The following is a 23363-nucleotide window of genomic DNA, read 5'->3' as shown; positions in this document are numbered from 1 at the left end:
TCGGATACCTGACCTAAGTCAAGTATCCGTCTGAGAGAATCCCGTAGGACAAAGGAAAGAACGCCGAGTTGGATTCTCCATGTCTGCCCCAGTCCCACTGCACACACTGTCTGTCCGCGCTTTACGCGCGGCGTGCGCCATGGCAGGCACCCTTCTTTTGCTGTTGCAACTGCTTAGTCCGGCGCTGGCGAGTCCCGGACGAAGCATGTGGGTTGAGATCTGCTCGGAGGCAGGCGCGGTCTGGGTTCAAGTGGACCTCGAAGAAGGGACCGAAGACCCAACCGCGCCCTGCCCGAAATGCGCCGACTGTGCCTTGTGCGCCGTCACCGCTGCGGCACCCCTGCCAAACCTGCCGGAACTGAAATCGGACGGGATTGTTCAGGTCGCTCGCTGCGATGACCGCAACCTGGTCAATTACTACCAAGTTAGGCGGTTATGGCCCGAAACCAGAGGCCCCCCGCACGCGCCCCAAGAAACATCCGAACGCGCCCCGCGCGCGTCCATGGCGTCAATCCAAGTAACCGGAGGTGCGCCGTGGTCGTAAGTCGCGCAACCCATATCCTGCTGGCCTTTGTCCTGTCCTGCCTGATGGCGATCAGCGCCCATGCCGACAGCCTTGCCAGCTTCCTGCCCGAGATTGAGCCCTCTGACCTTGCCCCCGGTGCCGATGCCTTTGGCCCGGTGCGCGATGACGTGCCTGTTGCCCCGGTTCTGAAGGGGGGCGAAACCGTCGCCTGGGCTTTCCTGACTTCGGATTTCGTGGGCACCACCGGCTATTCGGGCAAACCCATCCATGTGGTTGCCGCAATAAACGCGGATGCCGTGCTGACCGGTGTGCAACTGGTCAAACACTCGGAACCCATCGTACTGATCGGCATTCCCAATTCGCGCATGGTCGAGCTGACCGAAGGCTACACCGGTCTGGACCTGAAACACGAGGCCGCAACGGGTGGTGAGGGGCATGACCTCGACATCATCTCGGGTGCCACCGTGACCATCATGGTGATCGACGACAGCCTTGTGCGCGGCGGTATCAAAGTGGCCCGCGCGCTGGGTTTAGGTGGGCTGTCGCCATTACAGGCCGACGGGCCGAAACGCGAAGTCGATATGGCTAAGAACGCCATCTATGACTGGACCACCCTGTCGGGTGACGGCTCGATCCGGCGGCTGACGCTGGATGTCGGTCAGGTCAACGCCGCTTTTGAAGCTACCGGAGATCAGCGCGCCATCAAACGCCCGGAACCGGGCGAACCGGATGACACGTTTATCGATATGCATATGGCGTTGGTCTCGGTTCCCTCGATCGGGAAATCCCTGCTGGGTGAAGCCGAGTATCAAAACCTGGTCGAGTGGCTGGACGACGGCGAACAGGCCATTCTGGTACTGGGGCGCGGGGCTTACAGCTTCAAAGGCTCAGGCTATGTGCGCGGTGGGATCTTCGACCGGATTCAGCTGATCCAAGGCGACAATTCGGTCCGGTTCTTTGACAAGCAACAAGAGCGCCTAGGCAAGGTTGCGGCCGCTGATGCGCCCAGCTTCACCGAACTGGATATCTTTAAAATCCCAGCCGAGGCGGAGTTTGATCCCGCCGAGCCGTTCCGCCTGCAACTGCTGGTACAGCGGGCCGTGGGCGCAGTTGAGAAAACCTTCCTGACTTTCGATCTGGGCTACAAACTACCCGAGCAGTACCTACTGCCCGTAACCGCCCCAACCGTTGTTGACGACGCCACCGGCGAGGCCGCCGCCAAAGCCGCCCTGTGGAAGCGCATCTGGAAGGACCGCACAGTCGAAATTGGCGTCCTTGGCGTCATGCTGCTGGTCCTGACGGCGACGTTCTTCTTCCAGTTCCACGTGACGATGAACGCGAGGGTCTTCTATTGGTTCCGCATCGGCTACCTGACCATGACCCTGTTCTTCATCGGCTGGTACGCCAATGCGCAGCTGAGTGTGGTGAACCTGATGGCACTGGCTGGCAGCCTGCGGACCGGGTTCAGCTGGGACGCCTTCCTGCTGGATCCGCTGGTCTTCATCCAATGGTTCGCGGTCGCCGCCGCGCTGCTGTTCTGGGGGCGTGGGGCCTATTGCGGCTGGCTGTGCCCGTTTGGCGCGCTGCAGGAGTTGACCAACAAGATCGCTCGTGCGCTGAAAGTGCCGCAATGGACCCTTCCCTGGGGTCTGAACGAACGGCTTTGGCCCGCGAAATACATGATCTTCCTGGGTCTTTTCGGCCTCAGCTTCGTCTCGATCCCGCTGGCCGAAACATATGCCGAGATTGAGCCCTTCAAGACTGCCATCATTCTGAAATTTATGCGCGACTGGCCGTTTGTGGTCTTTGCGCTGACCCTGCTGGGGATCGGGCTGTTCATCGAACGGTTCTACTGCCGCTACCTCTGCCCGCTGGGCGGAGCGCTGGCGATCCCCGCCCGTATCCGCATGTTTGACTGGCTGCGCCGCTACAAGGAATGCGGCACCCCCTGTCAGACCTGCGCCAACGAATGCCCCGTTCAGGCAATCCACCCCACCGGTGAGATCAATCCGAACGAGTGCGTCACCTGCCTGCATTGTCAGGTGCTCTACCAGTCCGAGGACAAATGTCCCGTCGTTATCCGCCAACTGAAACGGCGGGCCAAGACAGGGTCGGTCGACCTCAAGACCCCCCTCGGACAGCCACCGGCGAACCATCCGAACGCCAAACCGCAATCCGTTTCCTAAAAAAGGAGGAACGAACATGTCGGAACATGACAACAAGCTGAACATCACACGCCGTGGGATGCTAGGTGCAACCGCAACTGGCGCGGTGCTGGCCGGGACCGGTCTGGGCTCGACCCTGATGACCGCGAAGCAAGCCAGCGCTGCGGCCAACGCCAACCTGCAGCCCGGTGAGTTGGACGAATATTACGGTTTCTGGTCCTCAGGTCAGACCGGCGAGCTGCGCATCCTGGGCTTCCCGTCCATGCGCGAGTTGATGCGCGTGCCAGTGTTCAACCGCTGCTCGGCCACCGGCTGGGGTCAGACCAATGAATCGTTGAAAATCATGACCGACGGCCTGCTGCCTGAAACCAAAGAGTTTCTCGCCAAGCGTGGCATGAAAACCTATGACAACGGCGACCTGCACCACCCGCATATGTCGTTCACCGATGGCACCTACGATGGCCGCTACCTGTTCATGAACGACAAGGCCAACACCCGTGTCGCTCGTGTGCGCTGTGACGTCATGAAATGCGACAAGATCACCGAGATCCCGAACGCCAAGGCGATCCACGGTCTGCGACCGCAGAAATTCCCGCGCACCGGTTATGTCTTTGCCAATGGTGAAGATGAAACTCCGCTGGTCAATGATGGCAGCGTGCTGGACGATCCGTCGCAATACGTGAACATCTTTACCGCGCTGGACGGCGACACCATGGAAGTGGCATGGCAGGTGATGGTGTCGGGCAACCTCGACAACACCGACTGCGACTATCAGGGCAAATACGCCTATTCGACCTCCTACAACTCGGAAATGGGTATGAACCTGGCCGAGATGACCGAGAACGAGCTGGACCACGTGGTTGTTTTCAACATCGCAGAAATCGAGGCGGGTATCGAAGCCGGTGACTATCAGGAGCTGAAAGGAGTCAAGGTTCTGGACGGCCGTAAGGGTCAGAACAAGAAGTACACCCGTTACATTCCGATCCCGAACTCGCCGCATGGCATCAACACCGCGCCCGACGGCAAGCACGTCTGCATCAACGGTAAGCTGTCGCCGACCGTGTCGATCATGGACGTCACCAAACTGGACGCCTTGTTCGAAAGTGATGCCGACCCGCGGTCCTGCATCGTGGGTGAGCCGCAACTGGGTCTTGGCCCGCTTCACACCGCCTATGACGGCCAGGGCAACGCGTTCACCACGCTGTTCCTGGACAGCCAGATCGTGAAGTGGAACATCGAAAAGGCAATCGAGGCTTACGGCGGTGCCGATGTGGATCCGATCATCTCGAAGGTCGACGTGCACTATCAGCCGGGCCACAACTCGACCTCCATGGGTGAAACCAAGGATGCCGACGGAAAGTGGCTGATTTCGATGAACAAGTTCTCGAAAGACCGCTTCCTGAACGTGGGTCCGCTGAAGCCCGAGAACGAGCAGTTGATCGACATCTCGTCCAACGAGATGAAAGTGGTTCACGACGGTCCGACCTTTGCCGAGCCGCATGACTCGATCATCGTTCGCAGCGACATCGTCAACCCGGTAAACGTCTGGGACCGCGCCGATGTTACATGGGAAGACGCCCGCAAACAGGCCGAGGCCGATGGCATTGATCTGGAAGAAGGCGCCGAAGAACCCATCCGGGACGGCAACAAGGTGCGGGTCTACATGACATCGCAGGCTCCAACCTTCAGCCTTGAGAAGTTCACCGTCAAACAGGGAGACGAGGTGACGGTCTACATCACCAACCTGGATGACGTTGACGACGTGACCCACGGCTTCTGCCTGGGCAACTACGGCATCGCAATGGAAGTTGCACCGCTGGCAACTGCCTCGGTCACCTTCACAGCCGACCGTCCGGGCGTACACTGGTTCTATTGCCAGTGGTTCTGCCACGCACTGCACATGGAAATGCGCGGTCGGATGTTGGTCGAACCGCAGGGAGCATAACCCATGCGTTGGCCTCTGCTCATACCGCTCCTGCTTGGCTCGCCCCTATGGGCGGCGGACTGGGATGTGCCCAATCGGGCGGGGGCCATCAATGAAATACTGGCGCAGGCGGCGGATGGGGACACCCTCCGCCTGAGCCCCGGTGTTTACACCGAAACGCTTGTGCTGGACCGGCCCGTCACCATCGATGGGCTGGGACAAGCCACCATTGACGGCCAGAGCACGGGAAGCGTCATCACCGTGACCGGACCGGGCGTGACCGTACGCGGTCTGACGGTGATCGGCTCGGGCTCAAGCCATGACGGGATCGACAGCGGCATCCAACTGACCAAAACGGCCAAAGCGCCGGTGGTCGAAGACAATGTGTTGTTGGGCAACCTTTATGGCGTCGACATTCACGGTGCCAAGGACAGCATCGTGCGTGGCAACCGGATCGAAGGTCGGCAGGACCGGCGGATGAATGACCGCGGCAATGGCGTCTACGTCTGGAACGCGCCGGGTGCGCGAGTTGAAGACAACGACATCCGGTACGGGCGCGACGGGATCTTTGTGAACTCGTCGAAAAAGAACACCTTCACAGGCAACCTGTTCCGCGACCTGCGGTTCGCCGTGCATTACATGTATGCGGACAATTCGGTCGTCAGCGACAATGTCTCGATCGGTAATGATCTCGGCTACGCGGTTATGTTCACCACAAACGTGACTGTGGCCAACAATGTCTCGATCGGTGACCGCGAACATGGCGTCATGCTGAACTACGCCAACAAGAGCGTCATCACAGGCAACGTGGTAAAAGGTGCCAAGGAAAAGTGCACCTTCCTGTATAATTCCAACAAGAACGAATTCACCGACAACTGGTTCCAGGGATGCGGCATCGGCATCCACTTTACCGCTGGCAGCGAACGCAACCGCATCGTTGGCAACTCTTTCATCGGGAACCGGACACAGGTGAAATACGTCTCGACCAAATGGGTCGAGTGGTCCGAAGACGGGCGCGGCAACTACTGGTCCGATTTCGCCGCATATGATGTGGATGGCAACGGCATCGCCGATGCCCCCTATCGCCCCAACGACTCGATGGACCATGTGCTGTGGACCCAACCCTCAGCCAAACTGCTGCTCGGCTCCCCCGCCGTGCAGCTGGTGCGCTGGTCGCAATCTGCCTTCCCGGCCCTGTTGCCGGGCGGCGTGATGGACAGCAACCCATTGATGCAAGCCCCTGAACCCCCAGCTATGAAAAAGGTGCCTCATGACGGATAAGGCCCTAGTTATCGACCATGTCAGCAAGGACCGCGGAAAAACTCGCGTTCTTGACGATATCAACCTGTCTCTTGCCCCCGGACAGCGCGTGGCGCTGCTGGGCCATAACGGCGCGGGCAAGTCGACCCTGATCAAATCCATCCTCGGCCTGACGCCGATCCATGGCGGAGCCATTCGGATCGGAGACGCCACCCCCGGCAGCGAACAAGCGCGGCGCGAGACCGCGTATCTACCCGAGGCGGTGTCGTTTCATCCCGCTTTAACCGGACGGGAACAGCTAACACTGTTTGCGAAATTGTCGGGAACCAAAGCTGATGTACCCGGCCTGCTGAACCGTGTCGGTCTCAGCGATGCGCTGGATCGCCGGATCGGAACGTATTCCAAAGGGATGCGGCAACGTCTGGGCTTGGCTCAAGTTCTGTTGGGTCAGCCGAAAGTGGCGCTGCTGGATGAGCCCACCTCGGGGCTAGACCCCATTTCGCGGCAAGACCTTTACGCCATCATTGACGAGTTGGCAGCGAAAGGTACCGCTGTCCTGATCGCATCCCACGCCCTGACCGAAGTTGAGGCGCGCACCGACCGCATCGCCATCATGCGCAAAGGCCGGATGGTGGCTGATGATACGTTGACTAACCTGTCGGCCCTAGCTGGTCTACCGATCCGCCTGCGCGTGCGCGCCAGCACCAACCCCGAAGCGCTGGCCGCGGCATTGGGTGGCGACCGGATCAATGGCGCATCCGTTGAGTTGCTGTGTTCCCCAGATGACAAAATGGAGGCCCTGCGCCGGATCGCTGGAATGGGCGATGCCGTGGCGGATGTGGAAATGACCCCACCCAAGCTGGAAGACCTTTATCGCCACTACGCTCAGGAGGAGATGCAATGACCCGCTTCCTCGCCATTACCCGCACGGAGATGCTGATCCTGCGCCGCAACCGCTGGCTGCTGGTGGCCACCCTGATCATGGTGCTGTTCGCCTTGGCGCTAACCTTTGCAGGCAGCGCGCCTACCGGTACGCTGGGCGTCGATATGCTGACCGTCTCGGTTGCCTCGATGACTACGTTGTCAGTATATCTTGCCCCCTTACTGGCGTTGATGATCGCTTTTGATGCCATCGCAGGTGACGTGGACCGGGGCAGCTTATCGCTGCTGCTATCCTATCCGGCGGGGCGTGGAGAAATCCTGTTGGGCAAATTCACCGCCCATCTGGCCGCACTTGCCTTTGCCATGACCGTCGGCTTTGGCACCGCTGGTGCAGTGGCCGCATGGTTCGGCGGCGCGGGGCCAGAAAGCCTGATGGCATTGCTACGCCTAATCCTCACATCCATCCTGCTGGGCGCCGTGTTTCTGGCGCTGGGTTACCTGCTGTCTGCCCTGGCTAGGGGCGCCACGGCAGCAGCAGGTTTGTCGGCCGGGCTCTGGCTGGTCTTTGTCGTCCTTTATGATCTGGGCTTGTTGGGAGCCGTCGTCATGGACAAGGGCGGCACCTTCACCCAATCCGTCTTTCCGTGGGTGATGGTAGCCAACCCGGCCGACGCATTCCGTTTGTGGAACATCGCCGCGACCGAAGGCGTTGCGATGGCGTCCGGCATGACCGGGGCCGCGCAGGCACTGCCCGTCTGGGCCGCTCCTGCCTCCCTGCTGATCTGGCCGGTATTGGGCTTTATCCTCGCCCGCGCCGCGTTTCGGAGGGTCGAGCCATGAAACGTCTTGCTTTGATCGCGTTTGTCGCGCTGGCGGCCTGCAAGGAAGAGATCGCCGAGGCCCCTGATCCAGTGGACCTGACCCCCGATGCGCTAAGCTTTTTCTGCCAGATGAACATCGCTGAACATGGTGGCCCCAAAGGTCAGATCCATCTGGAAGGCTACCCTACACCTCTGTTCTTCGCCCAAGTGCGCGACATGGTGGCCTACCTAAAAAGCCCCGAGCGTGATGCACCCATTGCAGCGGTCTATGTCAGCGATATGGGCGCCGCGCCCAACTGGCAACAGCCGGGTGTTTCCAACTGGATCGCCGCCGAGGGCGCAACCTTTGTGGTCGGAGCCAATGTTGCGGGCGGCATGGGCGCGCGCGAGTTGGTGCCCTTTGCAGACCCCGCTGCCGCTGAAACCTTTATTGGCCAGTACGGTGGCAACCTGCTGCCTCTGTCCGGCATCCCCGACACCGAGGTTCTGGGCCCCGTTGATCTGGACCTGAAACTGGAGACCCCCTCATGACCGCCCTCTCCCGCCGCCGGTTTCTGACCATGTCCGCCGCTTGTGCCGCCTTTCCCGCGGGTGCCAATTCTGCCCCTACGTCTCACTGGCACGGGGTCGCGCTGGGGGCCTCGGCCAGCTTGCGACTTGAGGGGCTGACGGACACACAGGCCGCGCCAATCATCACCGCGGTCGAAGCCGAAGTGAACCGGCTTGAGAACATCTTCAGCCTGTACCGACCGCAATCCGAACTCAGCCGACTGAATCGCGACGGGCAACTGCCAGCCCCAGCTCCCGAACTGCTGAACGTCCTCAGCCTGTGTTCGGCCTTGCACGAGGCCACAGACGGCGTTTTCGATCCTTCAGTTCAACCGCTCTGGTCCGCGCTGGCTAACGGGGCCACCGCGCAAGAGGTCCATTCCGCCCGAAAATCCATTGGATGGTCTCGCGTTTTAATCGGGTCCGACATGATCCGCCTGCCCCAACCCGGTGTTTCAGCACTGACGCTGAACGGTATCGCACAAGGCGCCATTACCGACCGCATCGCGGCTTTGCTGGCCTCGCACGGTCTACGCGATGTATTGGTAAATATGGGGGAAATCGCCGCCCTTGGCCATCGCCAAGACGGGCAAGCCTGGCAAGTCGGACTGGCCGGACCCGGCAGAGAAGTTCTCAAATCCATCGAATTAAGCGATCGTGCCGTTGCAACCTCGGACGCAGGCAACCTCATGCTGACCGATGATCAAGGCCACATCCTGAACCCGCAAGACGAGGTAGCAACGAACCACATAGTATCGGTCTCAGCCCCCAGCGCAGCCATCGCCGACGGGCTGTCCACGGCCTTGTGCGCGTTGCCTGAAACGCGCGTTGACGCCGCGATCAGGTCATTCCCCGAGGCGCGCAAAGAAATGTACATCTGAAAAAACTTCGGTGGTCATCCTAGTAAGCGAGGCCATTGGCTTTCCAATAAGCCAAACCATCAAGTGCCCACAACGGCTTACAACATAAGCCGTTGTTCCGACCGCATCTAAAAATGGTGGGTGGCGGAGACGAAGGGATTCGAACCCTCGAGACCCTTCCGGGCCTACTCCCTTAGCAGGGGAGCGCCTTCGACCACTCGGCCACGTCTCCGCTGGCGGGTATATCCTTGCCTGTCACCCGGATACAAGGCGATTTTCTATGCCTTGCTCACTTTTCTCAAATTCGTCGCAAACGCACACGCAATCAGCGAAATTTCGACGCTTTTGAAGACGGATATAGGCAGTCGTAATTGCGCGAAGGAATTCTTCAAACTACTCAATATGACGCGCTCTGAACTGAAAACTTGCCAAATACACGGGCTATAAGGCATATTTGTATAGATTTATTAGCGTATAATTCAAAAATACGAATTTATTGAGGGGCAAACCGAGCGGTGGGCGCGATGCGCTCAGTACCTATCTGTGGGGGAAGGACGTTAGGTTGGCTTGGTTGAAATCGTTACTCGTTATTTGTTGTGTTTTGCTTCTGCCTTCGCAGGCCTTAGCCAACATAGGAAAAGTCATCGGCGTCGAACAAGGCGCTGAAATAACACGCGCAGGGAAATCGCAGCCGTTGCGCACAGGGATGGAAGTTGCATCTGGCGATTCCATATCCACCGACGGCAGCGGTCTGGTTCAGTTGGTTTTCGTCGATGAAACCAAGATCGCGATTGGCCCGAATGCTCGGATGACACTGGATGTGACAATGCTGCGCGGCAACAAAAAGGCCAAGAACTTCGCGGTTCAGGCCCTTGGCGGCAGCTTTCGCTTTATCTCTGGCAAAAGCAAAAAGCGCGCCTACTCGATTCAAACGCCCACTGCGACCATGGCCGTACGCGGAACGACTTTTGACATATGGGTCGCGCCCGGCGCGCAAAGCGCCATGCTGATTTTACAGGGCCGGGTAGAAATGTGTGGTCAGAACGGCATTTGCCAAGAGACCGGGCGCAAATGCAACCTTCTCGCCACCACACAGAGTGGACGTATCGGGCGCTCTGTAGATCAGGAAAGTTACGAACAAGCGGTGAAAGAAGGGTTCCCCTTTGTTCAGTCACAAGAGCAATTGCTGATTCCATTGCAAACAGATGTGACGGGCTGCGGCAGGGACGCCGTGCCACCTCTGCCGCAACGATCAGAGGTCCCTGCATCCGGCCCTGACTGGGGGCCGCGTGAAGTGCAAAGCGCTGGGGCCTCCGGGTCGTCCCCGTCAAACAGCGTCGGCGTCGGCAGCGGCAATGGCGGCAGCGTCGGCAGCAGCACTGGCAGCAGCAACGGCAGTGGCGGCAATGTCGGAAACGGTAGCGGCAGTGGCGATGGCAGTGGCGGCTCGATCGGCGGCGGTTCCGGCAGCGGCGGGCCAGGCAGCGGTGGCACGATTGGTGGTGGCGGAACAGGGGGATTTGGCGGCGGTAGCGGCAGTGGCACCACTGGCGGTAACGGCGGCAATAGCGGCGGTTGAGCAAACACAGGCCCCGCTGCATGACATCAGATCAGTCGTTGCCGCAGAAAAATGCGCACATCCCGTTCAGGTCCGTCCGGGCTGACCACGACATTCGGAGGCAAACGTGACCGGGAAGCCCAAAGAACGAACAGGGCGGCGGCGGGCCTTCCAGCTGGTAGGGCTGGGCCTGATCCTTTTCGGATGTTTTATCCGGGTTCTCGATCCGTATCCGGTGCGGATGACGCGGCTGATCTATTTCGACATTCTGCAACGCATCTCACCACGCGAATACAACCCTGATCTGCCTGTCCGCGTTGTGGATATCGACGAACAGTCGCTGGCAAACTGGGGGCAATGGCCCTGGCCCCGAACCCTTTTGGCACAGATGGTCCAGAACCTGGGCGAATATGGTGCCGCCGCTATCGCCTTTGACATTTTGTTCGTCGAACCTGACAGGTTCTCGCCTGCGCGGTTGCTGGAAGAACCCTCGCTCTCTGGGGTGCTGTCAGTTGAGCGCCACGCCGAGAAGCTGGACCATGACGTGCTGTTCGGAATGGAGATCGCCAATTGGCCGGTTGTATTGGGCGCGGCAGCCCGACAATCCAGCGACGGCAGGCACGTTACGCCGATGGCCGGGATCATCGAAATAGGGGAATCGCCGACCTCGGGGCTGGTTACTGTTCCTTATTGGACCCCACCAGCCTCACCGCTGGATCGAACGGCAGCAGGCATCGGAGGGGTCAATGTCTCACCCCTTGGCGGTATGGGCATCGTGCGCCGCGTGCCTATTTTGTGGGGCGGGCCGGATGGTGCGCTGCCGGGGCTGGGGATTGAGGCGCTAAGGGTTGCCATAGACGAACCCGTCATCATTGCCGAAGGTATGCCGGATGAGGCCGGTATCATGCTGGCGGTCGAGATTGGTCAATTCCGCCTGCCAACCACCGAAAACGGCGAGGTCTGGGTCAGATACAGGCGCGATAACCCGGACCTGTATCTGTCAGCTGATGATATCATGCAGCCACAGGACAATCCCGATCTGCGCGCCGAAATCGAAGGGCGGATCATTCTGGTCGGCACGTCGGCCGCCGGATTGTTTGACATGCACCAGACACCTTTGGGTGAATCTGTTCCGGGCGTGTCGATCCATGCGCAAATTCTTGAACAGGTCCTGACCGACGAAATGCTAAGCCGCTCGGATGTGACGTCGGCGCTCGAACTGCTGTCTTTCGTCATTCTTGGCGTAGTGGTCACGGCCGTCATGGCGCGGTTCGGGGCGGTTGCGTCATTTGTTGCAGGTGGCGTTGCTGCGGCGGTTGTCCTTGGCATCAGTTGGCTGGCATTCCAGCACCAGTTGGTTCTGTTCGACGTTACCTTTCCGCTGATGGGGGGCATGGCTAATTTCGGCCTGCTGGCGGGCTATCTGTTCATCTCGACCGAGCGCGAAAAACGTGTGATCCGACAGATCTTTTCCCACTATGTCGCGCCCGAGATTCTGGACGAAATTGAGGTGTCTGGGCATCAGCTTCAACTGGGCGGTGAAACACAAGAGATCACCGTCATGTTCTCGGATATACGAGGCTTTACGCCTTTGTCCGAGTCTGTTTCGGCCACCGATCTTGTCACCTTGCTGAATCAACTTTTTTCTCAGATCGGCGACCAGATATTGCTGGAACGGGGCACCATAGACAAATTCATCGGCGATGCGGTAATGGCGTTTTGGAACGCTCCCCTGCCAGTCGAAGATCACCCATGCCGTGCCGCAAAGGCGGCGCTGTTGATGCGACGGGCGCTGGTAGAGTTCAACGCCTCGGACGTCATGCAGGGGCGGCCGCCGATTGCGCTGGCGACCGGTTGCGCCACGGGTCGGGCCTGCGTCGGTAATATCGGGTCAAAGCGCAGGTTCAACTATACCGTCATCGGGGATGTGGTGAACGTCGCCGCACGGATCGAACAAAGCTGCCGCCATGTGGACTATGACATCGTTGTCTCAAGTTCGGTGTATGAGAAAACGCGGCACGAAATGGCGATGCTTGAGGCCGGGTATGTCGACCTTAAGGGACGAACTGACCTGGAACCCGTTTTCGTGCTGGTTGGCAATCAAGACGTACTGGAAACCCCTGAATTTCAGAAATTGGAAACAACCCACCAAAGGCTGATCGCGGCTATTCGGGACCGGCACCCTCAGGATCGGATTGAACGAATATGCGAGGATTGCATCGAACAAGCCCACCATATCGAACCCGGATTGATGAAGTTTTATTACGCGCTGTCCGGCAGGGCTGCCGATTTCCGGTCGGATTTCCAATCCAATCAGTTGATCTTCAGCCACCAAAGACGCGCCCGGAAACCATCAGCCTGAGCAATTTGAATGGAAAGGCTATGCCAATTCCGCCAGCGCCGCATCAATGCGTGTTAGCATCGGAGATCGCCCTGCAGACTCGACGATGACGCGGGCCCGGCTTAGATGCTCGATAGCCTGCGCCTTCTTTTTCTTCGCCTTGTACAGCAGCCCCATGATCATATCACAGCGCGCGATATAGTGGCCCTTTTGGTCGAACTGAGGGTTCTTGCGCACCTGCTCAACCATCGCGATCAGACGTTTTTTTCCAAACAGCATAACCCAAAGGATCGACCGGAAATTTCGAAACAGAACCCCCAGCGAACCGCCGCCTTCACCTGTTAGGATGGCCAGATACATCTCGCACAGAAACAGACGGGCCCAGTCAGCGGATATCTGAGTGCCCTCGTCGGTACGTTTCTGAATGGCGCATTCAATCTGGCGCAACCCGTCCGTAATCCGACCGTTCAGCGCATAGGCCACCCCCAGCATCGCCGCGGGCCCGAAGGTGAACAGCGTCCACCCCTTTTCGTTGCAGGCCTTGATGTGGTTTTGGACCACCTCAGTCGCCCCTGGCATTTCCAGCGGCACCATGGCTCCTACTCTGGCTGCTTCGGCTATGGCCAACTCAAATTCGACCTTTGATGCTTTGCGCGCCTTCTCAGCCATTTCAAGCGCCAGTTCGTGATCATCGGTGACCATCGCGATCAGCGCCTTCATGGCGGTTCCATAGCCCAGCGCACGCGGGTCGTTTTTGGCTTTTCCCAAGGCGATCATCCGATCTGATGCGGCATGCGCCCGCGCCACCCGCCCCCGCGTCAGTTCGTTCCAACCAACAGTGGCCTGATAAAAATTGTGGATATAGGCGTCGTCGATCTGTTCCAGCACAGCCTCGACATCGCGTTTTCGCGCCTCGAAACGGTCATTGTCGATCGGCGCGTGATAGATTGAGACCGAAAGCTCATTCACCATGGCATACGCCTTAGAGGCCGGATCATTCAGACGACCTGCCATGTCTGTCAGTTCCTGCTGAACCCAATGCGCCTCGTGATACTTGCCGTTGCAGACCAGACAAGAAACATAGTGGTGCAGGAACAACGTGTGATCCTGACTGTCACCAGCCTTTTGCAGGATCGGGCGAACTGTCCCGGCCAGTTCGATAATCTTTTTGACCCGCAGTGAGATATTGGAACACAGCGCGAAACTGGCCATGAATCCGGCAAATTCTGCATCTGTGGCGCAACTTGGGTCGTTTTGGTACAGCTCAAGAGCGTCCACAAAATACCGGTTGGCTTCGTCCAGTGAATAAACGCCGAGGCATTTATCACCAGCCATGGCACTGTAGTGAAACGCCTGATCTGCCCGATCCGTCTGTCCATAGTGAAAGGCCAGCACCTCGGCGGCCTCGTGCAACCGGTTGGCGTTGCGCATCACCAACGCCTCGGCAATGGCAAGATGCAGGTCGGACCGGCGGGACAGAACCAGGCTTTGATAAACCGAATCCCGCAGCAGAATATGTTTGAAGATGTAATCCGACGAGTTCGGCTCGCGGTACAGCACATCCTGCGCTTGCAGCCGTTGTAGGGTGGCGCCGGTTGACTTGGTCGTCTCGGTGATCTGGGACAACAGACCGGGATCAAAACGCCGACCAATCACGGCTGCAGCCTGCAGCAAGGCGCGATCTTCGGGATCAAGCCGTTCAATTCTGGCTGTCAAAAGGCTGCGCATGGTGACGGGCAATCCGCTGTCGCTGATATCCGCTTCGATATGGGCGCGGCCATTTTCGACGCGCAAAACTCCCTGATCCTGCAGAAAGCCCAAGATTTCTTCGCCAAACAGTGGATTGCCCCCAGCACGGTCAGCCAGCTGTTCTGCCAACCCATCGGGCAGAGCGTCCACCCCAAGGCGGTTTTGCGCTAGAGCGGCAAGGTCTTCGACCCTCAGCGGGCGAAGCGCCACGGTTATCACCCCGGCCATGTTTTGCCAACTGGGTGTGTATTCGGGTCGCCGTGTCTGGATGATCAGCAGGTTCGACAGGCCCGAAGCCTCGATCATATTCGCCAGCAAATCCTTTGACGCGCTGTCGATCCAATGTCCATCTTCGATCAGCAAAACAACCTGGCCCCGCGCGCATTTCAGACGCAGCAGTTCGGTCAGCAACTCGCGAATACGCAGACCGATCAGAACACCGTCGAGACCGTCCAGAACCCCCTCGGGCGGTGTGAGACCCAGAAAATTCATCATTAACCCAAGGTTCTGTTGCGTGAACAGCCCGGATTTTTTTAACCCGGCCTCAAGCTTGGCCCGAACCCGCAGCGGGTTGTCGGCATCGGTGATGAGAAATGAATTTCGCGTGATTTCCAGGAAGGGCAGAAACGGAACCTGCTGGCCATCTGCAAAGCAGTTTCCCGTCAGGACCGACACCTCGTCCGCAGGTAGGCGATGAAGAAACTCGAAAACCAGCCGCGTTTTGCCCAACCCCGGCTCGGCAACCAGGTCAATCACGGACCGGGTGTCTTTCGCCCGCTCCAGCGCGGTGGAGATCGTGCTTAGTTCATCTGTTCGGCCAACATAGCCGCTCAACCCTTGCGCTACTGATGCGTCGAACCGGGTTGCGTCGGGGTGAACGGCCTGCAACTGCCACAGCTTTTGCGGCGCGGACAGACCCTTGATCTGATGTTCGCCGAAAAAGCCAAGTTCGGTCACCCATTGGACCAGCCCCCGTGTGGTGTCGCAGATCAGGCTTCCACCCGACGGGGCAAGATTTTCAAGCCGCGCGGCCAGATTCACTGTGCTGCCCACAGCAGTCGTCGGGCCGCTCTCGCCCTGGACAGCCGCCATCAGAACCGTACCGGAACTGATCCCCACACGCACCTTCGGGCGCACGCCGAAACGCGCTTCGATATCCGCGGCGGACGCTTCGAATGCCGCATGGATCGCCATAGCGGCCCGGCAGGCCCGCAGTGCCGTATCTTCGGTCGCGTCGGGAATGCCGAACAGCGCCATTATGCTGTCGCCAGCAAAATCGCGCACCGTTCCACCGTGGGCCTCGACCGCCCGGACCAGCGTATCGTAGGTCAGCCGAACAAAGCCCAACGCCTGTTCTTCCCCAAGCGATGCAACAATTGCGGTATAGCCGACCATATCGGCAAACAGCACCGTGACCTGACGCCGTTGCTCGCTATCTGCTTGTTCCCGCTTAGGTTTATCCGCAATCTTCCCCATACCTGCAAAGGTGTACTACAGCCAATCCAGGCTCGCCAGTATTTGCAGATGAATTGCCGCAAAGGCTTATTCAAATAGCAGTGAAAATGTCACGCCCAAAGCCGGGTGCGACCATAGTCGGCGACACCTGTCTGTTTCAGACAGTTTCCGCCCAAAGATCATCTGCCTGAGGGATGCTGCAGACCCCAAGATACCGACGAACCGTCTCAGTCATTCCAAAGTTCAGAGCATCGCAAAACAACGCGTGCCCGATGGACACTTCGGCAATCGACGGGATCCGAGCGATCAGTTTGCGCGTGCCACTGACCGTGAGATCGTGGCCCGCATTGACCTTGAGCCCTTGCGCCGCAGCCGCGGTCGCTGCAGCCGCCAGACGGTCAAGTTCCCGCGTCTCGGCCACTGGGTCGTCATAAGATCCGCCGAACGGGCCGGTATAAAGTTCAACCCGATCTGTTCCGGTCATCGCGGCATGGGGCATGTGCGCTGCCTCGGGATCGCAGAACAGCGACACGCGGTGACCCTTCGCCTGTAACCCGGCAACCACATCCGCAAGCATCGCGCCCTGTGCCGGGAAATCCCAACCATGATCACTTGTCGCCTGACCCGGATCATCGGGAACCAACGTCACCTGGTCCGCGCGCACCTGCTGAACCAGCGACAGAAACCGTTCATCTGGATAGCCTTCGACATTCAATTCCCGGTCTGGAAATTCCGCGTCAAGCATAGAGCGTAGCCCGCGCACATCATCGGGCCGGGTGTGACGCTCATCCGGGCGAGGGTGCACCGTCACGCCCGCCGCGCCCGCGTTCAAGGCGATCCTTGCCAGACCTATCAAATCCGGCCAGGGGTGCTCACGCCTGTTGCGCAGCAGGGCGGCAACATTCAGATTTACCGAAAGGTCCGTCATCACCCTGCCCTACAGCCGAAAGGATTGCACATGTTCGGGCGTCGGCACGCCATCGATGTTTCGGGGATCAGGAATAGGATCACCAACCGACGTGTGAACGGGAATGACCCCGGCCCAGATGGGCAGATCATAATCCTCTTCCTCGTCATTTGGACCGCCCGTGCGGACCTTGGCGCTACCTTCCGATATATCCATGCCCAGCACCATTGTTGCCTTCAGATCCTGCGCGTGATCGGGCCGCAGGCTTTCATATCGCCCCGGGAACAGGCCGTTCACAAACCTGCCTAGCTTGTCCAGCTTTTCTGCCGGGTCTTCAACCTTGACCGCGGTGCCAAACAACGTGACCGACCGCGAATTAACGGAATGATGCATACCGGACCGAGCTAGGACAAACCCGTCAAGAATTGCGACCGAGAGACAAACCTGCGCATTGCGAGAATTGCGCAGCGCACGACTGGCCGAGGACCCGTGCCAATAGATGCGATTGCCCTCTCGCCATTGCAACGTCGGAGTGACAAAGGGCTTGCCATCAATCACATAACCCACGCTGCACATGGGTTGCGCGTCCAGGATACTGTTGATGGTGGCACGGTCGAAATGCCCCCGCTCATGGGATCGACGCAGGCGGGATTTGTCGGTGATGTTCAAAGTCTCATTCATGGTCATAGCTCGGGTTTGATCTTGCTATGTCTGTAGTGCCCGGGTATTGGATGTTTTTAAATGTCCAATTTTAAAACTTTTCCTAAGGCCAATTTGAATCGAGATCTTTTTGCGATCTCGGTGGATGCATCGCTGAAGACCTCGCTTCAGGCGCAACTGCTTGAGGCGCTGCGCGGTCTCATATCTAAGTCCTCTGACCTGGTCGGGACGCGGCTGCCAGCCAGCCGCACACTGGCATCCGAGTTGTCGATATCCAGAACAACGGTTCAGGCGGTTTATGACCAGATGATCAGCGAAGGGTATCTGGTCACCCGGCAAGGCAGCGGCACATTTGTGGCCAGCGAGATCACCCACCTGTCGCAACCGCAGCCCATCCCCCGCCCGGCGGGTCCAAAGACCCAGAAATGGCTGCCCTTTCAAACCGGTCTGCCGGATCAATCCCTGCTGCCGCACAAACAATGGGCACGCCACCTTGAACGCGCATGGCGCAACCCAACACCCGAGCTTTTGGCGCGAGCGGACCCTTTGGGTTGGTATCCGCTGCGCGCGGCCATCTCGGACCACGTTGCCGCGTGGCGACACTTGTCCTGTGATCCGGGGCAGGTTGTGATCACCTCGGGCGCGCGCGAAGCCTTCGAGGTTATATTCCACGGGCTGCTTGGTGCGGGCAAACAAGTTGCGATCGAAGACCCATGCTGGCCGAAACTTCACACGATTCTGAGGGATACAGGAAACTTAGCCTGCCCCGTGCGTATCGATCAGGACGGGCTGGATGTGACACGCCTTCCAGACAAGGCCCATGCCACTATCGTCACGCCTTCGCGGCATTATCCAACAGGGGTCAGCCTGCCCTTGCCCCGCAGGGTCGCCTTGCTGGATTGGGCCAGACAGACCGGTGCGGTGGTGATCGAGGACGACTACGACAGCGAATTCCGCTATCGGGGGCAACCTTTGCCATCGCTTTCGGGGTTGGATGGCCTCAATAACACGATCTACCTTGGCAGCTTTTCAAAACTCGTCAGCCCGGCACTGAGGATCGGGTATCTAGTTGTGCCCAAACACATGCTGCAAAGCACGCGGACCTATCTTGATCGTGTGGGACCACGCGCCTCGCTGATCCCGCAACCCGCCTTGGCGACATTCATGAACAGCGGTGAATTCGCTATGCATTTACGACGCATGCGACGTGTTTATGCGCGACGTCAGAGCCATCTGCTCAGCGCGCTCGCCCCCGCCTGTGACCTACTGGAGCTTCAGCCGGACTCGTCGGGCATGCATCTTTGCGTTGCACTTCGAGCGGCACTTGCAGACAGAATGTCCGACATTGAAATCAGCCAGCGTGCCGAGGAAAACGGACTGCGCATCAGCGCACTGTCTGACCAATGTGTGTTGCCGCAAAAGATGCAGGGCTTACTGCTGGGGTACGCGGCGTTTGACGAAGATACACTTTCAGACGCGGCGGATCGGTTGGTTTCTCTTATACAGCTGCCACTTTGAAGCAAGCCACGCTGCCCACTGGTAATGGTCAAAAAGTTTTTCACACGTGAAGCACACAACATGATATCGTCAAATTAGAATATATATTCTCGGTATTTCACACGCTGAATCCACGAACTCTGTGAATGGGGAGGTTCACATGCTTCGACTGTCTGTCTGCTTACTTACTTTCGTCTCTGTCCCGGCAAGCGCTTTTGCCGATGCCGTTCCCACCAAGGAAGCCGCCGAGGGAACCTTTGCCGAGCGTCCCTTTTCACCCTACGCCAACCGCACTTTCCCCGAGCGCCCGCTTTGGGGCGACACGCATCTGCATACGGGGCTGTCACTAGATGCGGGCGCATTCGGCAACACGCTGCTGCCTGACGACGCATGGCGATTTGCTAAAGGCGAGCAGGTGATTTCCTCCACCGGGCAACCAGTCAGACTGGCCAGACCACTGGATTGGATGGTTCTGACCGATCATACTGACCTGATGGGTTTCGCGCCCGATCTGCAGGCGGGCAAACCCGGTGTGATCTCAGACCCGAAGGGGTTGGAATGGTACGAAGGATACAAGGCCGGTGGCGAAGAAGCTGGTAAAGCAGCCTTCGATATCATCACAAATTTTTCTCAGATGACGTTGCCGGAGATTTTGCTGGAGTCCTACAGCCCGGGGGCCGATGCTTTTGCGTTCACCTGGGAACATATTGTCCTGGCCGCGGAACGGCACAACGATCCCGGTCAATTCACCGCGTTTATCGGTTTCGAATGGACCTCGGTGCCCAAGGGCTTCAACCTGCACCGGAATGTTATGTTGCGCGACGGACCAATCCGCGCGTTGCAGGTTGTTCCGCCGGTAACACAGCCACCCTACGGCGACACCGATCCCAAGGCGCTTTATTCTTGGCTGGAGGATTACGAAGCCAAAACCGGCGGCCGGGCGGTGGCTTTCGCCCATAATGGCAACCTATCAAACGGCTGGATGTTCCCAACCGAAGACACGTATCACGGTGGCCAGGTTGACGAAGAATACGTCCAGAACCGCGCCAGGTGGGAGCCTCACTACGAGGTCACCCAAATCAAAGGAGACGGCGAGGCCCACCCGTATCTCAGCCCGGATGATCCCTTTGCCGACTATGAGAACTGGGATATTGGCAACCTCGATATCACCGAATTGAAAACCGAGGACATGCTGGCGGGCGAGTATGCGCGCGAAGCCCTCAAGCGCGGCCTGATGCTTGAAGAAAAGTTCGGCGTGAACCCCTATAAATTCGGCATGGGCGGCGCGACTGACAGCCATACTTCGCTGGCAACCGCCGAAGAAGACAACTTTTTTGGCAAATCTGTAAGTGTGGAACCGTCGCCCACCCGGATACAACATCCCTTTATTGCCAATGAGCTGGGCGAGATACCGGGCGATCTGCTGGTCGCTTCGGGCTACACTGCCGTTTGGGCCACCGACAACACACGCTCAGCCATTTTCGATGCGTTCAAGCGCCGCGAAACCTATGCGACCACCGGTCCTCGGATCGGTTTGCGTTTCTTTGGAGGCTGGGCGTTTGACGAGGGCGACCTTGAGACGCGCTTTCTGGCGGATGTCGGTTACACGAAAGGCGTACCCATGGGTGGTGACCTGCGCCCGCGCGAAGGGGATGGCGCACCGAATTTCCTGATTGGCGCCTTGCGCGACCCGATCGGTGCAAATCTGGATCGGGTTCAGGTCGTCAAAGGATGGCTGGATGCAGACGGGGCGATGCAGGAAAAGGTTTATAATGTCGCCTGGTCTGATGATCGGTCACAGGATGCAGATGGCAACCTACCCGAGGTCGGTAATACTGTGGATGTGGAAACCGCGAGCTGGAGCAATACCATCGGCGCGTCCGAGTTGATCACTGTTTGGTCCGACCCGGATTTCGACCCGAATGAACGGGCCTTTTATTACGTCAGGGTTCTGGAAATCCCCACCCCGCGTTGGTTGCTATACGACAAGTTGCGGTTTGGCATTGATCTGCCGGAAGACGCACAACTGATACATCAGGAACGCGCCTATTCCTCACCGATTTGGTACACTCCGGGGTGAATGGCCTTTTTCGAAGAACCACCACTGCGTTGGAATATAAGCGTAATTATTCTGCAGTCTGTTTGACTTATCCAAGGACCCGCCACTACTATTAAGGCGGGTCTGAAAGCGTCTTCGGAACTAAGCATGCATATTTTGAAAGAACCCCTGCTCCACTTTATTCTGATCGGAGCCGCCATCTTTGGCTGGTTTGCCATTGTGGGCCCAAAGGACGAAAGCGCTGAACGGGGTGATGCAATTGTTATCGACGACGCTGATGTCACGCTTTTGGTCACCCGCTTTGAAACAACCTGGAAACGCCCGCCCAATGACGCAGAGTTGCAGGTGCTGATCGACGCCCTGGTGCGCGAGGAAATCTTGGTGCGCGAGGCGCGCAACCTGGGGTTGGATCGCGGGGATCAGGTAATCCGGGCACGGTTGGCACAAAAGATGGATTTCCTGTCGGATGCAATCGCCGCCTCGGTAGACCCCGAAGATGCAGTGCTTGAAACTTATGTCGCAGCAAACTCGGCACGTTTTACTAAACCTTGGCAGATTGCATTCGATCAGGTGTATCTGGGCGATCAGCCGGTGCCCGAGGATGTGGACACCGCGCTTACCGCACTAACAGCGGGCAGGGAATGGTCAGAGTTTGGTGTACGATCCCTGATGCCTCGATCAATGCCGCTGTCGCCCGCCGGCGCCGTCGATGCCGCATTTGGCCTGGGGTTTTCGTCTGCGCTGGCCCCTTTAGAACCGGGCGTCTGGGCTGGGCCGATTCAATCGGGATATGGGATGCATCTGGTCCGTATCACCGAAACGCGCCCTGAATATCTGCCGCCACTTACGGACATTCGCGATGCGGTTCTGATAGCATGGCGTCGGGACACGGCCGAGGAACTGGCGCAGGCGCAATACGAAACCCTTGCCGCGCAGTACCGGGTTGAAACACCGGAGTCCGGTGAATGAGGGCCCTGTTTTGCTTGATAATAGCGATCTGGTTGGCCTGCACCCCAAAGACCGGCAATGCACACGCGCTTGACCCCGGATATCTGGACCTTCGCCAATTGACGCCAGGCACCTGGCAAGTGATGTGGCGCATACCGGATGTGAACGGCCAACCCATGAGGATTGACGCGATCCTGCCCGAAGCTTGCGCCCCATCGCACGGTCCACCGCCGATCTTCGACTCGGTTGCTTGGGTGTCCTCTTGGGTTGCAGAATGCGGGGCTGAGATCGAAGGACACACAGTCACAATCCGGGGCCTCGAACGACAAAACAACGATGTCCTTCTGCGCGTTCAGCCACTGGGATCTGCGATTGCCACCCTCCGGTTCACACCTGAAGAACCCGCCCTGACTTTGCCAATAGATCCGACCACATGGTCCGTTTTCATCAGCTATTTCTGGCTTGGCTTCGAGCATATCCTGGAAGGGTGGGACCACCTTCTGTTTGTTTTCGCCTTGTTCATTCTGGTGCGTGATCCTTGGCGGCTGGTCGGCGCAGTGACAGCCTTTACAGTCGCGCATTCGATCACGCTGGCATTGGCAACGCTGGGGGTGCTGCGCGTTCCTGCCGCCCCGGTCGAAGCGGTGATTGCCCTTTCGATCGTTTTCCTGGCCCTGGAAATTCTCAAACACAAAGAAGGGCAGATCAGACTGTCCGAGCAATACCCATGGATTGTTTGCTTTTGTTTTGGCCTGCTACACGGGCTGGGTTTCGCCGGTGCCCTGTCCGAGATCGGCCTGCCCTCTCAGGATATCCCAGCTGCACTTCTGGCCTTTAACCTTGGGGTTGAGGCCGGACAACTTACCTTTATTGCGGGCCTGTCAGTAGGAATGTTTCTGTGGCGTCAGGTGGCGCGCTTTAATCCATCACGGCTGAGCGGGGTTACCCGACCAATCACTGGCTATGTCATCGGCAGCGTGTCGGTCTATTGGCTGGTCGAGCGTGTCAGTGGGTTTTAGGTTATTGGCCTCGCATCGCTGAGGTCAATTTGGTTTTCCGGCATTGAAGCTTTGTTTTGGATGGGGTTATTGCCTCTCACCCTATTGTTTTGTGGTTCTGACGGGTTGAGGGTGTTAAGCGATTGATCTTGGGGATCAATTGTAGTGTGACCGGGCTGTTCTGAGATTTTCTGACGCTGGTTG

18 protein-coding genes and 1 tRNA gene are annotated in these 23363 nt (G+C 58.4%); 14 read left to right on the top strand and 5 right to left on the bottom strand.

The window, feature by feature from the left end:
* Nucleotides 1-139: 139 nt before the first annotated feature.
* Genes ACR0B0_RS11245 through ACR0B0_RS11210 form a run of 8 tightly spaced genes read left to right on the top strand, consistent with a single transcriptional unit; the run spans nt 140 to nt 9008 of the window.
* Entirely contained in the window at nt 140-544 is a 405-nt protein-coding gene (locus ACR0B0_RS11245; RefSeq protein ID WP_480647821.1) for a hypothetical protein, read from the top strand.
* 44 nt (nt 545-588) lie between these two features.
* Nucleotides 589-2712: a NosR/NirI family protein gene (locus ACR0B0_RS11240; RefSeq protein WP_174821517.1), complete on the top strand. Its 2124-nt coding sequence runs from the start codon at nt 589-591 to the stop codon at nt 2710-2712.
* A 16-nt stretch (nt 2713-2728) separates the two neighbouring features.
* Nucleotides 2729-4636: a TAT-dependent nitrous-oxide reductase gene (gene nosZ, locus ACR0B0_RS11235; RefSeq protein ID WP_170350157.1), complete on the top strand. Its 1908-nt coding sequence runs from the start codon at nt 2729-2731 to the stop codon at nt 4634-4636.
* 3 nt (nt 4637-4639) lie between these two features.
* Entirely contained in the window at nt 4640-5896 is a 1257-nt protein-coding gene (locus ACR0B0_RS11230; RefSeq protein ID WP_170350156.1) for a nitrous oxide reductase family maturation protein NosD, read from the top strand.
* On the top strand, nt 5886-6779 hold the full coding sequence (locus tag ACR0B0_RS11225) for an ABC transporter ATP-binding protein (protein WP_170350155.1): 894 nt from the start codon (nt 5886-5888) through the stop codon (nt 6777-6779). Before ACR0B0_RS11230 ends, ACR0B0_RS11225 begins: the two co-directional genes overlap by 11 nt.
* Nucleotides 6776-7597 (top strand): ABC transporter permease, encoded by an 822-nt coding sequence (locus ACR0B0_RS11220; RefSeq protein WP_170350154.1) that lies wholly within the window; start codon nt 6776-6778, stop codon nt 7595-7597. The genes ACR0B0_RS11225 and ACR0B0_RS11220 overlap by 4 nt, the downstream gene beginning before the upstream one ends.
* Nucleotides 7594-8109: a nitrous oxide reductase accessory protein NosL gene (locus tag ACR0B0_RS11215; protein WP_480647819.1), complete on the top strand. Its 516-nt coding sequence runs from the start codon at nt 7594-7596 to the stop codon at nt 8107-8109. The genes ACR0B0_RS11220 and ACR0B0_RS11215 overlap by 4 nt, the downstream gene beginning before the upstream one ends.
* Nucleotides 8106-9008, top strand: a complete 903-nt coding sequence (locus ACR0B0_RS11210; RefSeq protein ID WP_170350152.1) for an FAD:protein FMN transferase — start codon at nt 8106-8108, stop codon at nt 9006-9008. Before ACR0B0_RS11215 ends, ACR0B0_RS11210 begins: the two co-directional genes overlap by 4 nt.
* A 121-nt stretch (nt 9009-9129) precedes the next feature.
* Here ACR0B0_RS11210 and ACR0B0_RS11205 read toward each other — a convergent pair.
* Nucleotides 9130-9219, bottom strand: a tRNA-Ser gene (locus ACR0B0_RS11205).
* Between the two features lie 474 nt (nt 9220-9693).
* Here ACR0B0_RS11205 and ACR0B0_RS11200 point away from each other — a divergent pair.
* Both ACR0B0_RS11200 and ACR0B0_RS11195 read left to right on the top strand, forming a co-directional pair.
* A complete protein-coding gene (locus ACR0B0_RS11200) occupies nt 9694-10566 on the top strand; it encodes a FecR family protein (protein ID WP_170359384.1) in 873 nt (290 codons plus the stop codon).
* Nucleotides 10567-10672: 106 nt separating this feature from the next.
* A complete protein-coding gene (locus ACR0B0_RS11195) occupies nt 10673-12907 on the top strand; it encodes a CHASE2 domain-containing protein (protein WP_480647817.1) in 2235 nt (744 codons plus the stop codon).
* An 18-nt stretch (nt 12908-12925) separates the two neighbouring features.
* On the opposite strand, the gene ACR0B0_RS11190 is transcribed toward ACR0B0_RS11195, so the two are convergent.
* The 3 genes from ACR0B0_RS11190 to ACR0B0_RS11180 all read right to left on the bottom strand — a co-directional run bounded on the left by ACR0B0_RS11190 (nt 12926) and on the right by ACR0B0_RS11180 (nt 17678).
* On the bottom strand, nt 12926-16111 hold the full coding sequence (locus ACR0B0_RS11190; RefSeq protein WP_480647815.1) for an ATP-binding protein: 3186 nt from the start codon (nt 16109-16111) through the stop codon (nt 12926-12928).
* Nucleotides 16112-16247: 136 nt separating this feature from the next.
* Nucleotides 16248-17018: a pyridoxine 5'-phosphate synthase gene (locus ACR0B0_RS11185; RefSeq protein ID WP_480647813.1), complete on the bottom strand. Its 771-nt coding sequence runs from the start codon at nt 17016-17018 to the stop codon at nt 16248-16250.
* Between the two features lie 9 nt (nt 17019-17027).
* Nucleotides 17028-17678, bottom strand: a complete 651-nt coding sequence (locus ACR0B0_RS11180) for a pyridoxamine 5'-phosphate oxidase family protein (RefSeq protein WP_170350148.1) — start codon at nt 17676-17678, stop codon at nt 17028-17030.
* Nucleotides 17679-17738: 60 nt separating this feature from the next.
* Here ACR0B0_RS11180 and pdxR point away from each other — a divergent pair, with 60 nt between their 5' ends.
* The 4 genes from pdxR (at nt 17739) to ACR0B0_RS11160 (ending at nt 23180) form a co-directional block, all read left to right on the top strand.
* Nucleotides 17739-19175 (top strand): MocR-like pyridoxine biosynthesis transcription factor PdxR, encoded by a 1437-nt coding sequence (gene pdxR / locus ACR0B0_RS11175; RefSeq protein ID WP_480647811.1) that lies wholly within the window; start codon nt 17739-17741, stop codon nt 19173-19175.
* Nucleotides 19176-19314: 139 nt separating this feature from the next.
* Nucleotides 19315-21234, top strand: coding sequence for a DUF3604 domain-containing protein (locus ACR0B0_RS11170; RefSeq protein WP_480647809.1), 1920 nt, complete (start codon nt 19315-19317; stop codon nt 21232-21234).
* 126 nt (nt 21235-21360) lie between these two features.
* Nucleotides 21361-22182 (top strand): peptidyl-prolyl cis-trans isomerase, encoded by an 822-nt coding sequence (locus ACR0B0_RS11165; protein WP_480647807.1) that lies wholly within the window; start codon nt 21361-21363, stop codon nt 22180-22182.
* The gene (locus ACR0B0_RS11160; protein ID WP_480647805.1) at nt 22179-23180 is read left to right on the top strand and encodes a HupE/UreJ family protein; all 1002 of its coding nucleotides are present in this window, start codon (nt 22179-22181) and stop codon (nt 23178-23180) included. The genes ACR0B0_RS11165 and ACR0B0_RS11160 overlap by 4 nt, the downstream gene beginning before the upstream one ends.
* Here ACR0B0_RS11160 and ACR0B0_RS11155 read toward each other — a convergent pair.
* The coding region (locus ACR0B0_RS11155; protein ID WP_480647803.1) for a hypothetical protein at nt 23177-23363 on the bottom strand (187 nt) is incomplete at its 5' end. The genes ACR0B0_RS11160 and ACR0B0_RS11155 overlap by 4 nt on opposite strands.

The sequence above is a fragment of the Ruegeria sp. BA12 genome, assembly GCF_056539625.1.
Note: the sequence above shows the minus strand (reverse complement) of the source record. Positions and strands in the feature narration are given on the sequence as shown.

What these genes read in the sequence shown, in the direction of transcription:
- ACR0B0_RS11165 (WP_480647807.1), top strand. Translation starts at nt 21,361, where the DNA reads ATGCATATTTTGAAAGAACCCCTGCTCCACTTTATTCTGATCGGAGCC.
- ACR0B0_RS11210 (WP_170350152.1), top strand. Translation starts at nt 8,106, where the DNA reads ATGACCGCCCTCTCCCGCCGCCGGTTTCTGACCATGTCCGCCGCTTGT.
- ACR0B0_RS11190 (WP_480647815.1), bottom strand. Translation starts at nt 16,111, where the DNA reads ATGGGGAAGATTGCGGATAAACCTAAGCGGGAACAAGCAGATAGCGAG.
- pdxR (WP_480647811.1), top strand. Translation starts at nt 17,739, where the DNA reads ATGTCCAATTTTAAAACTTTTCCTAAGGCCAATTTGAATCGAGATCTT.
- ACR0B0_RS11240 (WP_174821517.1), top strand. Translation starts at nt 589, where the DNA reads ATGGCGATCAGCGCCCATGCCGACAGCCTTGCCAGCTTCCTGCCCGAG.
- ACR0B0_RS11180 (WP_170350148.1), bottom strand. Translation starts at nt 17,678, where the DNA reads ATGAATGAGACTTTGAACATCACCGACAAATCCCGCCTGCGTCGATCC.
- ACR0B0_RS11160 (WP_480647805.1), top strand. Translation starts at nt 22,179, where the DNA reads ATGAGGGCCCTGTTTTGCTTGATAATAGCGATCTGGTTGGCCTGCACC.
- ACR0B0_RS11185 (WP_480647813.1), bottom strand. Translation starts at nt 17,018, where the DNA reads ATGACGGACCTTTCGGTAAATCTGAATGTTGCCGCCCTGCTGCGCAAC.
- ACR0B0_RS11245 (WP_480647821.1), top strand. Translation starts at nt 140, where the DNA reads ATGGCAGGCACCCTTCTTTTGCTGTTGCAACTGCTTAGTCCGGCGCTG.
- ACR0B0_RS11225 (WP_170350155.1), top strand. Translation starts at nt 5,886, where the DNA reads ATGACGGATAAGGCCCTAGTTATCGACCATGTCAGCAAGGACCGCGGA.
- ACR0B0_RS11200 (WP_170359384.1), top strand. Translation starts at nt 9,694, where the DNA reads ATGGAAGTTGCATCTGGCGATTCCATATCCACCGACGGCAGCGGTCTG.
- ACR0B0_RS11230 (WP_170350156.1), top strand. Translation starts at nt 4,640, where the DNA reads ATGCGTTGGCCTCTGCTCATACCGCTCCTGCTTGGCTCGCCCCTATGG.
- ACR0B0_RS11220 (WP_170350154.1), top strand. Translation starts at nt 6,776, where the DNA reads ATGACCCGCTTCCTCGCCATTACCCGCACGGAGATGCTGATCCTGCGC.
- nosZ (WP_170350157.1), top strand. Translation starts at nt 2,729, where the DNA reads ATGTCGGAACATGACAACAAGCTGAACATCACACGCCGTGGGATGCTA.
- ACR0B0_RS11215 (WP_480647819.1), top strand. Translation starts at nt 7,594, where the DNA reads ATGAAACGTCTTGCTTTGATCGCGTTTGTCGCGCTGGCGGCCTGCAAG.
- ACR0B0_RS11170 (WP_480647809.1), top strand. Translation starts at nt 19,315, where the DNA reads ATGCTTCGACTGTCTGTCTGCTTACTTACTTTCGTCTCTGTCCCGGCA.